At 63.3% G+C, this 15,828-nt stretch carries 4 protein-coding genes; 1 reads left to right on the top strand and 3 read right to left on the bottom strand.

The genetic code is table 11. From position 1 onward, the window contains the following. Positions 1–27 precede the first annotated feature (27 nt). Positions 28–1,494: an FAD-dependent oxidoreductase gene (locus tag ABWI03_RS28015; RefSeq protein ID WP_298780807.1), complete on the top strand. Its 1,467-nt coding sequence runs from the start codon at positions 28–30 to the stop codon at positions 1,492–1,494. Between the two features lie 10 nt (positions 1,495–1,504). Here ABWI03_RS28015 and ABWI03_RS28010 read toward each other — a convergent pair whose 3' ends face one another. The 3 genes from ABWI03_RS28010 to ABWI03_RS28000 form a co-directional block, all read right to left on the bottom strand. Beyond that, positions 1,505–2,326: a helix-turn-helix domain-containing GNAT family N-acetyltransferase gene (locus tag ABWI03_RS28010; RefSeq protein WP_003944042.1), complete on the bottom strand. Its 822-nt coding sequence runs from the start codon at positions 2,324–2,326 to the stop codon at positions 1,505–1,507. A gap of 102 nt (positions 2,327–2,428) precedes the next feature. Beyond that, on the bottom strand, positions 2,429–3,451 hold the full coding sequence (locus ABWI03_RS28005; protein ID WP_298780811.1) for an alpha/beta hydrolase: 1,023 nt from the start codon (positions 3,449–3,451) through the stop codon (positions 2,429–2,431). An 86-nt stretch (positions 3,452–3,537) separates the two neighbouring features. Then, positions 3,538–15,828: amino acid adenylation domain-containing protein (locus tag ABWI03_RS28000; protein WP_353799006.1), on the bottom strand; the 12,291-nt coding region annotated here is incomplete at its 5' end.

The raw sequence follows: 15,828 nt of genomic DNA, 5'->3' as shown, positions 1-15,828 counted from the left end.
AACCAGAAGAACGAAGGATCCGAATCCATGGCCGAGGCCAGCTCAATCCGTCCGCAGTCCGCCGCAAGCATCGAGCAGTGGCACTTCGAGGCTGACGTCGTCGTCGCCGGCTACGGCATTGCCGGAGTGAGTGCTTCGATCGAGGCGGCGCGAGCGGGCGCCGACGTGTTGGTGCTCGAGCGCACGAGCGGCTGGGGCGGCGCTGCGGCGCTGGCAGGCGGATTCATCTATCTGGGTGGCGGAACCCCGCTCCAACAGGCACTCGGGTTCGAGGACTCCCCTGCCAACATGAAATCGTTCATGATGGCCGCGCTCGGCCCCGGCGCCGACGAGGAGAAGATCACCGACTACTGCGAGGGCAGCGTCGAACACTACAACTGGCTCGTCGACAACGGCGTGCCGTTCAAGGAGAGTTTCTACGGCCAACCCGGGTGGGAAACACCCTTCGACGACGGTCTCATGTATTCCGGCGGCGAGAACTCGGCACCGTTCAACACGATCGCGACACCGGCCCCCCGCGGACACGTTCCGCAGATGAGCGGCAAGCGTACCGGCGAGAAGGGCGGCGGCTTCATGTTGATGAAGCCGTTGATCGAGACGGCCGAAAGCCTCGGCGTACGAGCAGAATACGACATGCGAGTGCAGCGACTGGTCGTCGACGGCGATCGAGTAGTCGGCATCATCGCCAAGCAGTACGGCAAGGAAGTGGCAGTTCGAGCACGCACGGGTGTCGTTCTGGCGACGGGAAGCTTCGCCTACAACGAAGCGATGATCCAGTCGTACGCCCCACGGCTGATCGGGCGCCCCGGTGCGGCTATCGAAGAGCACGACGGAAAGTCCATCCAGATGGCGCAGGCTCTCGGGGCCGACCTCGCGCACATGGACGCCACCGAGGTCGCATTCTTCGGCGACCCCCAGTTGATGATCCGCGGCATTCTCGTCAACGGACGCGGCCAGCGCTACGTCAACGAGGACACGTACCCGGGAAGAATCGGCCAGGAGACGCTGCTGCGCAACGAGAATCAGGCCTACCTGATCATCGACGAAGCTTCCTACGAAGAGGGCTGCGCCGCCGACAGTTCCACACCGTTCTTCAGATTCCAGCCCAAGTGGGTGGCCGAGACCGTCGAGGAACTCGAATCCGACATGGGTCTGCCGGAAGGCACCCTCCAGTCGACCGTCGAGGTCTACAACCGCCACGCCGCCCGTGGTGAGGACCCGGTATTGGGAAAGAAGAAGGAGTGGGTCAAGCCGATCGGCTCACCCGTCGCTGCGCTCGATCTTCGCAATTTCACCGCCGGATTCACGCTCGGCGGCCTGCGCACGTCGATCAACTCGGAGGTCATCCACGTCTCCGGCGAACCGATCCCGGGTTTGTTTGCCGCTGGACGCTGCACCGCCGGCGTCTGCGCTGGAGGGTACGCCTCCGGAACGTCCCTCGGTGACGGCAGCTTCTACGGGCGACGCGCCGGAGTCAGCGCTGCCAAGGGCTGAGCGTCTCTTCTCAGATGTCAGCGTCCTCGCTGCGACGTTCGAGGAACAACGTGTCACGCCACCGCCCACCCAGTTGAGCGATACGCGAGCGAGTGCCGACGACTCGGAATCCGACGGCCTGGTGCAAGGCGACGCTTGCCCGGTTCTCCGGGAAAATCGACGACTGCACTGTCCAGATCTCACTGGCGTCGGCGGCCTGCACCTGTCGGCGAAGCAGCAGCTTGCCCACGCCGCGCCCGCGAGCGCCGCTACCGATGTAGATGGAGTTCTCGGCGACCCCGCGGTAGCAATCACGCGAGGACACCGGGCTGAGGCTCGCCCAGCCTTCGACGCGGCCGTCGATCTCGGCCACCCATCGATGATCGGGTAACCATTGCGCGTCGAGCTTCTCGGCGGATGGCACCGAGGTGGTGAACGTCGCGGTTCCGGTGTCGATTCCTTCGCGGTAGATCGAGCGGACGGCATCCCAGTCGCCGGATTCCATGCGGCGCACCACCACGTCATCAGGAAGAACTCCCAGTGTGTCTTCGACCGGACCACGAGCAGCCACGACGGCGGCCGCTGCCATCAGATCGGAGTATGCCGTTCCGGCAACACTGACAACCGAAGTGCCTTCACGCACCGAAGCCTCGACAAAACCGACCTCGATCAAGGCCTCGAGGTGGGCACTCAACGCCGACGGCTCGAGTGATGCGGCGTGTGCAATCGTGTCGACGTCGATCGGACCGCCGGCAGCAAGTCGGAGCACTCGCAGCCGCGTCGGATCACCCAGGCACGCAAACCTGCGCGCAAGTACGTCGGTGTCGAGGGGAGCGAGTGTTTCTGAACTCATGAGGCGACTATAACGCCGCTGACCTGCAGTTCGGTCGGCTAGGTTCGGCAAGAGTGTCCCGGAGTGAGAAACAACTCAGCCACCGACCCCAGGGTTCGCCGGCTAACGCGCACCGATCGACGCGGCAATCATCGACCACGAGTTGTGAAGATCGTCCTGCCAGTAACCCCAAGAGTGAGTGCCAGTTGCCCGGAAATCATAGGTGGCCGGGATGCCCAAGGAGTCGAGCCGCTCGGCCAAACGCTGGGTGCACTGGTTCGTCCCGGCCTCGATGACTCCACCCACGATCACCTGGTTCGCCAGAACGCCGAGGTCGCCGTTGACCATCGGTCCGCCCAGATTCTCGTGTGGGCCGGGCAGGCCCGATCCATTGCTGATGTAGAGGTCGACCCCCCGCAATCTCTCGGCGTTGACCACAGGATCGTTGGCTACCCAGCCCGGACCGCCGGGAGGACCCCACATGTTGTCCACGTTGCCGCCGCGGAATCCGACCACGAATCTCACGTAGTCCTGACCGGGTTGAGTACTCGTCTCGGCGCACCCGCTGAAAGCGCCGACCGCGCGGTAAACCGTCGGCGCAGCCTCGGCCAGGCTCAGAACGGAGGTTCCCGCCATCGACAAGCCGGCGACCGCGTTCACACCCGTGGTGCCGAGCGTGGCGTCGACGATCGGCGGCAACTCCTGAGTGAGAAATGTGGTCCACTTGTTCAGTCCGAGAACAGGATCGGGCTTCTCCCAGTCGGTGTAATAACTGTAGGCACCGCCGATGGGGTTGACGACGTTGACGTTCTTGTCGCCGAAGAAGTCGACGACGTCTGTCCGTGTCTGCCACGTCGCCGTGTCCTCGCCGCCGCCGGCGCCGTTGAGTAGGTAGAGGGTCGGTCGGGGCGCACTTGTGTCTGCCGGCCGAATCACCTCGAGCGGAATCACTTTGTCCATTGCAGCCGAGTAGACGTACATAGTCAGCTGACGGGCGTTGATTTCCTCGACGTGATCGAGAGCTGAACCGTCTGAAGGCAACATTCGAGCCTGATCAGCCGAGGCGAGCGCGGCTTCGCCGAACAATCCCGTCCAAGCGACGAGGGCGACGACCAGTATCGCCCGAGTACGTCCGATCCTTCTCATTGCCGCTCCTCGTGCTCGATTGCGGTGCCCGGCAACAGCTCGGTGGCGCTCGCTTCGCGGGCGTGCGGCTCGGTGGCTTGAAGGTGTCATGCCCGTTCGGAGTATCCGGAAAACATCGTGAGAAGCCGGGCCATCTCCGGTCCGATGACCGCCATGGCCGGGGCCTCGCTCATCTCGTTGTGTCCGCAACGCACCGGCACCTCCACGATCCGTCCCGTCACGAGCGGACGCCATTCCTGTGGCGACCTTTCGCGCGCAATCGTGTCGTCTTTTCCGTCAGCCGGGAAGATCAGCAGGTCTCCCTGGTAGATCTGCGGAACGAACTGGTGGGTGATTCTCTGCGAAGTCTCATACCCGCGGGCAATCCGCTCGAGGTCCCGACCGTCGACTCCCGTTTCGGGCCCGAGCGTCCGGGCCACCACGGCCGCCGCCTCGTCGAAGGTCAGATCTCGGTCGGTCTCGACTTCGAGGCCGAGTCCTCGAAGTAGGTCTCGGACGTCGAGTTCGGCTGACGCAGGCGCATCCCCGTTGTCGGGGTAGCTGTCCATCATGGCCAGTGTGGCGACTTCGCGGTCGGACGATTGCAGTTCGACGGCCATGGCGTGCGCGATGACTCCACCGAGGGACCATCCGAGTAAGTCGTACGGCCCGTCTGGCGAAACGGCCTCCATCTCTTCCACGTAACGATGCGCCAACTGTTCGATCGACTGATAGTCACCGTCGTCGCTGAGTGCGGGTAGCTGAAGTCCGTACACCGGTCTGTCCTCGGGCAGATACCGCACCAATCCGGCATACCCCCAGGACAGGCCGATACCAGGGTGCACACAGAACAGCGGTCGCCCACTTCCTTTCGTCCGCAGCGGAACAACCACGGCGAGAAGCTCTTCCATGCCGGCGTCCACGGTTGGCAAGTCGAGGCGTCGAGCGATTCCAGCGGGCGTCGGGTCGAGGAACATCCACTGAAGCGGAATTCTGCGTCGGAAACGGGAGTGCAGTGCGCTGACGATTCGGGTGGCTACCAGGGAGGACCCGCCCAAGTCGAAGAAGCTGTCGGTAGTGCTCACCCGGTCGAGACCCAGAACCTCGACGAACGAGTCGACCACGGCGCGCTCGGTATCAGTGACCGGCTCGTGGAACTCGGCGGCAGCCGAACCGAATTCGGGTTCCGGTAGAGCCTTTCGGTCGAGCTTGCCCACCGGTGTCATCGGAATCCGCTCGAGAAGCACCACTGCCGACGGAACCATGTGGGAGGGTAGTCGGTCGGCTGCATACGCCCGTATCTCGTCGCTGTCCGTGGCGTCGGCAGCTGACACGCGCACGTACGACACCAGGACCGTCTCACCCGACGGTCCGACGTGGCCGATGGTGGCAGCGAAGCCCACGGCCGGATGATGCATGAGAACTGCATCGATTTCGCCGAGTTCGATCCGGAATCCGCGGACCTTGACCTGGAAGTCGCTTCGCCCGATGTATTCGAGTGTGTGATGTGCGCCCTCGCCGGACCCGACGATTTCGGCACTGTCGCTTTCGGCACTGGCACCGCCGGACTCATGCCAACGCACGACATCCCCGGTGCGGTACATTCGGCGCCCCGGAGACCCGTACACGCAAGCGACAAATCGTTCCGACGTGAGCGACGCCCGATTATGGTACCCACGTGCCATACCTGGGCCCATGATGTACAACTCCCCCGGCACACCGACCGGGACGGGCTGCAAACGCCCGTCCAGCACCAAGAAGCCGAAGCCCACTGCCGGCGAGCCGATGTTCACTCCCGCACCGGGTTTCATCGAATCGCTGACGCTTGCCTGCACGGTGGTTTCAGTCGGGCCGTAGCCGTTGTGCAGCCTCCGACCCGGTGCCCATTGCGCGACGACCTCCGGCGGGCAGGCCTCGCCCACCAGATCGAGAACACGGAGTGCCTCGAAACCGTTGGCACCCAACGCCGCCAGCGCGGTCGGTGTAATGGTGGCATGTGTGACCTGCTCGTGCCGGAAGACATCGGCCAATTCGGCGCCACCGAACACAGCAGGCGGAACGATCACCACTCGCGCCGACGCACTGAATGCCATCGTCAACTCGAAGATGGAAGCGTCGAAACTCGGCGAGGCCAACTGCGAAACATGAGAGTCGTGTGTGACCTCGAACCTCTCACGAGTTTCTGCCGTGAAGCTCGCCAAACCTCGATGAGTAATGTTCACTCCCTTGGGTTTCCCCGTAGATCCCGAGGTGTAGATCAGGTAGGCCGGATGATCGAGGTTCAGTTCACCGGTTCGATCGTCATCGGTGATCGGTTTCGGCGACCGCGCGGCTACCCGTCGGGCGAAGTGTGGGTCGTCGAGTTCCAGCCAGGGAACAACGTCGGGTAGGTGAGTTCGGCTGGACTGCACAGTCAAACCGAGCGAGGCTCGGCAATCGGCGAGCATGTATTCGACGCGCTCGCGCGGATAGGCCGGATCGACAGGCACAAAAGCCGCTCCGGCTTTGGTCACCGACCAGATCGCCACCACCGATTCGATCGAGCGAGGCATCCCCAGCGCCACGAAGGTCTCCGGGCCCACACCCCGACCGCACAACTCCCGAGCAACACGATTCGACCACTCGTCCAGGTCGCGATAGCTGAGTTGCCGATTCTCCAGCGACAGGGCCACCGAGTCCGGATCGATCGCCACCGCGTCCGCCAACAACTCAGGCCACAGTTTCGGAGGTACTTCGGGGAGCCCACGCGCCGGCGTCAACGCGCGACGTTCACGATCGCCGAGTAGATCGATGTCACCGATCGGTACCTCCTGATTCCGGGTCACGGACTCGAGTACACGAACGAACATGTCGGCAAACCCGCTGACCGTGCCGGGGTCGAAGAGATCAGTGGCGAAGTCGACGGCTCCGCTCATTCCTCCCGGTGCACCGCGGTCGTCGTACTCTTCGGCGAGCAGGAATTCCAGGTCTACCTTCACTACCTCGAGTTCGGGGTCGATCCCGCGGACTTCCAGTCCCGCCAGGTTCAGAATCGGCCGATCGTTGTTCTGGAATTCGAGGGACACCGAGGAAATCGGTGGATAAGCGCTCGACCGTTTCGGCCCGACCGCCTCCACTACCCGCTCGAAGGGAACGTCGGAATGAGCGAACGCGGCGAGGTCGACTTCGCGGCAATGCGCAACCAACTCCCGGAACGATCGAGCCGGATCCACCTGTGTGCGCAGTGCGAGCGTGCCGACGAACATGCCGACCAGATCATCGAGGGCACGATCTCCCCGGCCGGCGATCGGCGTTCCGATCACGATGTCGTCGGTGCTGCCCAAACGTGCCAGCAGGACCGCGAGTGCTGCATGCACAGTCATGAATGCAGTGGACTCATGCTGCCTCGACACGTCCCGAATCCGGCGGTGAAGATCACTGCTGATCGAGAAATGAATCCGCGAGCCGTGAAAACTCTGTTGTGTCGGCCGGTCTCGATCGAGGGGAAGTTCCAAGAGGTCGGGAGCGCCTGACAGTGCGCGTCGCCAGTAAGCCAACTGCTCGGTGATCACCGACCCCGGGTCGTCGGCTGAGCCCAGAATCTCCCGTTGCCAGAGCGCAAAGTCGGCGTACTGGACTGGAAGCGGCGTCCACTGGGGTTCCCCGCCGTGCGCGTGGGCCTCGTATGCAATCATCACGTCTCGGGTCAGCGGAGACATCGAGAAGCCGTCAGCCGAAATGTGGTGCACCACTACGGCAAGTACGTGTTGGCGCTCATTCATGGAGAACAACGCTGCCCGCAGGGGAATTCGTGCGGCGACGTCGAAACCGGCCGAGACCATTCGGGCAAGCTCGTCACGGAGATGATGTTCGTCGGTCACCGATGTCTCGGCCAGTTGCGGCAGCGCGGCGCTCTTGGTGGGCACGATGTGCTGGACCGGTCCGTCGCCGCGGACCGGGAACATCGTTCGCAGCGATTCGTGGCGGGCGATGACATCGGACACCGCTGATCTCAACGCCGGCTTGTCGAGTTCACCGCTCAGCCGCACCACGAGTGGAATGTTGTACGCGGGAGAACTGGTGTCGAGTTGATTGACGAACCACATTCGCTGCTGCGCAAACGACAAGGGGATGTCGTCGGGTCGGGGGCGCGGTTCCAGTCGCTCCGACCGTTCGGCAACCGAATGGTCGATCACCGTGGCCAACTCGGCCACCGTCGGCGTCTCGAACAGGTCCCGTACCCCGACGGTAGCTCCGAGCACCGCCCGCAGCCTCGCCGCGACCGAAGTGGCGCTGAGAGAATTTCCCCCGAGCTCGAAGAAACTGATGTCGGTACCGACTCGTTCCAGGCCGAGCACCTCTGCGAACACGTCCGACACCGCCTGTTCGACCGGGCCGACAGGGGGCCGGAAATCCCCTGTGGTTGTGCCGATCTCGGGGCTGGGCAACGCCGAACGGTCGACTTTTCCGACAGCGGTCAACGGAATGTTCTCGAGCACCGTGAGAACGGCAGGCACCATGTGCGCAGGCAAGCGCCGGGCCACGGCGCGAATCAAGACCCCGGTGTCCAGTTGACCTGCCGTAGGCACGACGTACGACACGAGTCGGGTGTCTCCGGTAGGGCCGGAATCGGCAACCGTAACGGCAAATCCGACGTCGGGCTCTGCCATCAGCGCACTGTCGATCTCCCCGAGTTCGACACGGAAGCCTCGAACCTTGACCTGGAAGTCGCTTCGCCCGACGTACTCGACACACAGGTCCGGCGTCCATCGCACGATGTCGCCGGTACGGTACATCCGCGTTCCCGGGTCAGCCGGGTTGGCGACAAAGCGTTCTGCCGTCAACCCCGACCTTCGGTGGTATCCCCGTGCCACGCCAGGTCCGGCCAGGTACAGCTCGCCGGGGACCCCGACGGGAACCGCTTGAAGTCGAGCGTCGAGCACCAGTTCGCTGACGCCCCTGACGGGTCCACCGATCGTGATCGGTTCCCCCGCGGCCATCGGCGGACTGACGTTGGACATGATGGTTGCTTCGGTCGGTCCGTACGCGTTGTACAGGCGGCGGCCAGGTGCCCAGCGCGCGACGAGGTCGGGCGGGCACGCCTCGCCCCCGAATACGACTTCCGAAAGGTGTTCCAGCCCAGCCGGGTCCACTGATGCCAGTGCCGCCGTGGTGATGAACGCATGCGTGACGGCGTGCTCGGCCAGCAGTTGCGCCAGGTCCTCACCCCCGTAGATCCCGGGTGGAGCGATAACCATCGTCGCCCCGGCGCCGAACGCCTGCAGATACTCGAACAGCGACCCGTCGAAACTCGGAGTGGAGAAGTGCAGCGTGCGTGATTGTGGAGTTGCGCCGTAGCGTTCGACCTGGTCTCGGGCGAAGTTGTCGAGCCCTCGCTGCGTGACCACGACACCCTTGGGCACGCCGGTCGACCCCGAGGTGTAGACGACGTAGGCGGCTGAATCCAACCCGATCGGACGGAGTCGGTCGTTGTCGGTCAGTGGGCTCCCCGAGAATCCCTCGCACTTCTTCGTGAAGTGCGGATCGTCGAGAATCAGCCACTCCGCGATATCGGGCAGTCGATCTCGGTCAGCGGCGGTGGTCAATCCGAAACCGACCTTCGAATCGATCAGCATGTGGTTTATCCGCTCGTCTGGATAGTCGGGATCGATCGGCACGAATGCAGCGCCTGTCTTGGCGACGGCGAGTATCGCTACCACAGACGTGAGAGAACGTGGGACACCGACTGCGACGTAGTCCTCTGTTCCCAGACCTTGCGAGACAAGCACGCGAGCAATGCGATTGGAGAGGATGTCCAGCTCGCCGTAGGACATGCTGCCGTCCGTCGATTCCACGGCCGACGCGTTCGGATCACGCTGGGCTGCCACGTCGAAGATCTCCGGGAAAACACGCGACGACCCACCAACGGTGCCACGGGCTGGTACCAATTCGGCACGTTCGGACGGGGCGAGCACCGACACCACAGCCACGGGGCGATCCGGCTGGGCACACGCTTCGAGTACACGCCGCAGTCGTCCGGCGATCTCTTCGATGTCGGCGGCACCGAACACCTCGGGTAGGTACTCGAATTTCAGGCGGAGCCTGGTGTCGACCGATGCCACCAGGCTGAGCGGGTAGTGGGCAGCGTCCTTGGCTTGGACATCGGTGATCCGGATCCCCGCAATATCGGTATCGGACGAAAGACCCTGACGGTCAACGGGATACGATTCGAAGACAGTCAACGTGTCGAAGCCGGTCTCCGGCCCGGTGGCTCCTTGGATCTCGGAAAGCCCGAGATAGTGGTGATCCGACAGCTCTGCTTGCTCGGCCTGGACCCGCGCGAGGAAGGTGCCGATACTTTCTCTCGGGCGCAGCGTGATTCGGACCGGAATTGTGTTGATGAACAGCCCGACCATGGTTTCGATCCCGGTCAGCTCGGGAGGTCGACCCGACACCGTCGCACCGAACACCACATCGTCTCTCCCGGTCAGTGCGGCGAGGACGATCCCCCACGATGCCTGAACAATTGTGTTGATCGTCAGTCCGAGTTCACGCGCCATCCCGCGAAGTGAGGCTGTGAATTCCTCGTTCAGATCGAACACCCACTCGGCCGCCATGGTGGAGAGTCGACGCGATCGAACCGCCGGAGCCAGCAGCGTCGGTCCTTCTACTCCGCGCAGCGTTCTCGCCCATACAGCTCTCGAGGCTTGCTGATCGCAGCGGCTCATCCAGGTCAGATAGTCGCGATACGTGCGCGCGTGAGGCAAGGCCGCCACTTCACCGTCAGCGGCATAGAGCGTCGCCAATTCCCGGATCAGCAGTGGCATGGACCAGCCGTCCAGAAGGATGTGATGGTTGGTGAGCACCAGCGTGAACTTTTCGGAGGTGAGAGCGATCAGGGTGAATCTGATCAACGGCGCCCGCGCCATGTCGAACGGGCGCGCTCGGTCCTCGGCCAGCGCTCGATCACGATCCTGATCTGTTGCACCCGTGAGGTCGATTTCCTGCCACGGCGCTGCCACGTTGCTTCGGACCACCTGGACGGCACGGCCGTCCGCTCCGTGAAGGAAGGCGGTACGCAGGTTCTCATGCCTGCGGAGCAGCGCGTCGGCGGCGCGACGCAGGCGCTCCGAATCGACTGCGCCGGCAAGATCGAGAGCCACTTGTACGAGGTATGCGTCGACCGATCGTTCGGCAAGTTCGGCATGGAACAACAACCCCGCCTGCAATGGAGAGAGCGACCAGACGTCGCTCAGGTCGGGGCACCGACTTTCGAGGTCGTCGACCGCGTCCTGTCGAAGATCGACCAGGTCGAAGTCCGAGGGTGTGAATCCGCCGCCGCCTGCCGCGTACTCTCCGAGCCCGGCCAGTGCGTCGAGCCACCACTGCGCCAGTTGCCGAACGTCGTCCGCACCCAGAATGTCCGGTGGGAACGTCCAGCTGGCAACGAGCTGCGGGCCGTCCTCGGGGTCACTGTTGTCGGTGTCGCTGTTGTCGACGGTCATCACGTTGACCTCGAGAACGCCGGCGAGCGGAAGATCGACGGCCGCAACCGTCCGCAGGTCCTCGTCACGGATCGGTACCCATCCCGCTGAAGCGTCGGAGTCGGATCCACCGACGCGTCCGAGGTAGTTGAAACTGATCTGCGGCACGGGAAGTTGCGAAAGAGTGTGTGCCGTTTCGCGGTTCAGATAGCGCAGCAACCCGAAGCCGACGCCGCGGTCCGGCACCGCCCGGAGTTGTTCCTTGACGGCCTTGGCAGCGACGCCCGCGGCCGGGCCGCCGGCAAAGGCGTCGATCGGATCCACTCCGCTCAAATCGATCCGCACCGGGAAGATCGATGTGAACCATCCCACCGTGCGAGCAAGATCTGCGCCGGGAACCACCTGTTCCTCGCGTCCGTGCCCCTCGAGACTGATCAACGTCTCCGGATTGTCGACCCCGCGGTCCATGCGCCAGCGGACCATCGCAAGTGCCAAAGCCGTCAACAACCCGTCCTCGACGCTCCCGTGAATCGCCTGCGGCACTGTCGTCGACACGACCTCGGTCAATGCCGTGGGAACTCGTACTTCGATGTCGGTGGTGGCCGAGGCGGTGTCCCTCTTCGTCAGGGCGCGCACACCCAGAGTCGGATCGGGACCCTCGAGCACCTCTCGCCAATAGTCGAGTTCAGCAACCCGATCCGGCTCGCGCGCGGCGTCGACAAGGCCACGTGCCCATCGACGCATCGACGTCCCGACCGGAGCCAGTGACGGGTCGACGCCTGACTGCATCTGCGCACAAGCAAGTGCCAGATCGGGGATCAGGATTCGCCAGGAGACCCCATCCATCACGAGATGGTGAGCGACGAGGAGCAACCGTTTCTCGTCGTGTGCATCGGTGTCGAGCAAGACTGCCTGCACCATCACCCCGGCCTCCGGATCGAGCCGATCCAGAGCGGCGTCCAGTGCCGTCGAAACCGTCTGCGCCACAGCGCTGTCGACACGCATGCGATGCACGAGTGTCTGCGCCCGCACTGCACCTGGAGGCGCAACGTCCATCCGCCGAACGGAGTCTGGGGGCGACGACGCCCGCAGGCTCGACCGGAGTACGTCGTGATGGTCCACCACGACTTGGATGGCCCGCGTCAGCGTGCCCTCGTCGACCGCGGCAGGAATCGTGAGCAGAACAGATTGTGAGTACCGGCGAAAATCTCCACCACGATCAATCATCCACTTCATGATCGGCGTCAACTCGATCTCACCGACGCCGCCGCCTGGCAACTCGTCGAGCACAACGCGGTTGCCGGCCATTCCAGTCGTCTCGGCCAGCGCTGTCACGGTTTTGAGTTCGAACACCTCCCGCGGTGTGATCAGAACTCCGGCAGACTTGGCGCGCGTCACCAACTGGATGGACATGATCGAGTCACCGCCGAGAGTGAAGAACGAATCGTCGACCCCCACCTCGTCGAGTCCCAGAACTTCGGCGAACAGGCCCGCAAGGATGTTTTCCGTCTCGGAGGCGGGGCCACGGCTCACGGTTGCCTGTCGACCGAAGTCAGTTTCAGGCAACGCTTTCCGGTCGAGCTTCCCGTTCACCGTCAGCGGCATAACCTCGAGAACCGTCACGACAGCGGGGACCATGTGCGGCGCCAACCTCTGAGAGAGATACTCGAGCAACGCCGCCGGAGAGATGGCCGAACCGGGCTCCAGTACCACGTAGCCCACCAACCGGTCTCGGCGGGCCACCACCGCCGACTGAGACACGCCCACTCCGGAGAGCAGCGCAGCCTCCACCTCGCCGAGTTCGATTCGGTACCCCTTCACCTGCACCTGCAGATCGTTTCGTCCGAGGTACTCCAGCTGCCCGCTGTCGTTCCAGCGCCCCAGGTCACCGGACCGATACATACGCGCCCCACTGACCGTGAGGTCGGGAATGAACCGCGCGGAGGTCAGACCGAACCGGCCGAGGTATCCGCGTGAAACCTGATCGCCGGAGACATACAGTTCACCCACCACACCAGGCGGCACTGGATGCAGCCGCTGATCCAGCACGTACACACGCAACCCGGGCAACGCCTGCCCGATCACCGAAGCAGATCCTTCACGCGCCAGCTCACGATCGAGCGGTAGGTGGCTGACGTGCACGGTGGTCTCGGTGATGCCGTACATGTTCACCAGATCTGGTGAACATGTACGGCGGCGGGCGTACCAGCGCGTCACCTGTCCGAAGTCGAGGGCTTCTCCGCCGAAGATCACGTAGCGCAATGACAGAGCTCCACCCCCGGTAAGCCGGTCGGCTTCCGCCAATTGATAGAAGGCAGTGGGGGTTTGATTGAGCACCGTGACACGTTCGTGCCCTAGCAATTCGAGGAATGCCTCTGGTGAACGGGCCGTGAAGTAGTCGACCAGTACCAGTCGGCCACCGTGTGCGAGAGCACCCCACATTTCCCAGACCGAGAAGTCGAATGCCTCTGAATGGAACATCGTCCACACATCGCCGCTGTCGAACCCGAAGAGCTCTCTGGTGTTTGCCAGCAACGTCACCACGTTGCGGTGAGAAACCTGCACCCCCTTCGGTCGCCCGGTAGACCCCGAGGTGTAGATCACGTAGGCCACCGATTCGGGTCGGAGCGGTCGCAGCCGATCTCGGTCGGTCACCGGCAGCGGAGAAAACCTGTGCAGCGCAACGCGAATCGCCTGGTCGTCCACGGCAATCACTGGAATCTCGTTGTCTGCGACTGCGTCACTGTCTCGTATGTCGTCGCCGTCGGCCCGAGTGGTCAGCACGCACTTCGGCGCGGAGTCACGCAGCACGAAGTCCACCCGGTCGACCGGAGAGGTCAAGTCCACCGGTATGTATCCGCCGCCGGCCTTCACCACCGCCAGCAATGCCACCATCAGGTCGATCGAGCGGGCCATCGCGACTGCCACCAGGGTTTCCGGCATCACCCCCTGCGCCACCAATAGTCGAGCGAGGCGGTTTGCTCGCTCGTCGAGTTCGCGGTAGGTGACGGACAATCCGCCGCAGCGCAACGCCACGGCATCCCCGGACGTCTGCACCGTGCGATCGAAGAGATCCGACAAAGAATCCTCGTGTGTTCCGACGCCGGAGACCGAGGCCGAGCCCGAGGCCGAGGGCGCACCCAGCACCCCGCTGAGTTCGCCGGCCAGAAGTATGTCGATATCGCCGACGACCGCCGACGGGTTCTCGATCACGGCGCCGATCACTCTCTCGAAGCGCGCCGCGATGCGCGCCACCGACATCCGATCGAAAATATCTGTTGCATAACGGAAACCGGCGCTGATACCGGTGGGATCACCGTGCTCGTCGACGTGCTCCATCACACTCAGTTGCAGATCGAATTTTGCAACCGCGAGATCGACATCGAGCGAGCGAACCGTCAGTTCCGGCAATTCGAAGCGCAGTCCCGTATCGGTCTGGAATTCGAGGAGTACTTGAAAGAGAGGTGAATGTGCGGTGGAACGGTCGGGCGAGAGGTAATCCACCAACCTCTCGAAGGGAATGTCTGCATGGTCCAGTGCACCGAGATCGGTTGACCGCACCGCGGCCAACACCTCGGCAAAGGTTGCTCCGGATGTGACAGGTGTGCGAAGCACGAGCGTGTTGACGAACATCCCGACCACATCGTCGAACACCGATGCACCGCGACCTGCGACCGGGGTCCCGATCACTACGTCGCCCGCCGTCGTGAGCCGTGCCAGCAGTACCGCAAGAGCCGCATGCATCACCATGAACAGGGACGAACCATTCTGGAGTGCAAGTTCGTTCAAAGCTCGATGGGTCTCGGGCGAGAAGTCCATCGAAACCACCGCACCCTCGGCAGACCGTTTCGGCGTCCGCGGTCGATCGAGAGGGAGCGGCGAGACTTCCGGAATACCCGACAGCTCTGCTGTCCAATAATCGAATTCCTCCGAGGACGACGTTTCCGTACCAACTTCTGCGTCGAGGATCTCTCGCTGCCACAGGCTGTAGTCGGCATACTGGACGAGCAGTGGCGCCCAGTCCGGAATCTGCTCCTGAGCACGGGATGTATAGGCGCGCATCAGGTCACGTGCCAATGGTGCCATCGAGAAACCGTCCGCGGCGATGTGGTGAACAACGATCGCAAGAACATGCTGCTCCGGGCCGATTCGGAGTAGCCTCACGTGCAGCGGGAACTCTTCGGACACATCGAATCCGATGTCGAAGAACGCGTGCAAGTCCGTAAATAGCCGCTCGCCGGGAATCGGCACGGGGTGGATTCGAGGAGCAGCGAGCGCTGGTTCGGCGATCACCTGGTAGGGCCCGTTCGCGGACGTCGGGAAGAGCGTTCGAAGGGATTCGTGCCGTTCCACCACATCCTCCAGTGCGGCTTCGAGCGCACCCGAATCCAGGAACCCGTCCAATTGTAGTGCGACGGGGATGTTGTAGAGCGGAGACGACGTGTCGAACTGGTTGACGAACCACATACGCGTCTGTGAGAGCGATAGTGGAATGTGTTCTGGCCGTGGCTTACCCGCGATTTCCGAAATCCTCGAACCTTCCAGCCCCGAACCTCGCAGCGCAGCTTCCAGTGGATCGATCGATTCCGCCAGATCAGCGACCACAGGAGTGTCGAACAGGGCCTTCACCCCCACGTTCGTGATCGATTCGGATCTGATGCGCGCTGCGACGCGAGTGGCGCTGAGCGAGTCTCCACCGAGTTCGAAGAAATTGTCATCCGCGCCCACCTGGTCGAGACCGAGTACCTCGGCGACGGCTCGGGCGACCAGAACTTCGGCTCGCGTGCTCGGCATCCGATAGCCCGCGGCTGTAAAAGTAGTGTCCGGGAGGGCTTTACGGTCCAACTTCCCATGCACCGTCACCGGAAACTCCCCCAACACCACCACCACCGACGGCACCATGAACCCCGGAAGAGACCTCCGCACCCCCTCCAA

Origin of the sequence: Rhodococcus baikonurensis (assembly GCF_040489275.1) — a bacterium.
Lineage (GTDB): Bacteria > Actinomycetota > Actinomycetes > Mycobacteriales > Mycobacteriaceae > Rhodococcus_F > Rhodococcus_F baikonurensis.
This window is presented reverse-complemented; position numbering and strand designations above follow the sequence as displayed.

Coding starts and splice junctions, on each gene's coding strand:
- ABWI03_RS28015 (WP_298780807.1), top strand. CDS start 28: ATGGCCGAGGCCAGCTCAATCCGTCCGCAGTCCGCCGCAAGCATCGAG.
- ABWI03_RS28010 (WP_003944042.1), bottom strand. CDS start 2,326: ATGAGTTCAGAAACACTCGCTCCCCTCGACACCGACGTACTTGCGCGC.
- ABWI03_RS28005 (WP_298780811.1), bottom strand. CDS start 3,451: ATGAGAAGGATCGGACGTACTCGGGCGATACTGGTCGTCGCCCTCGTC.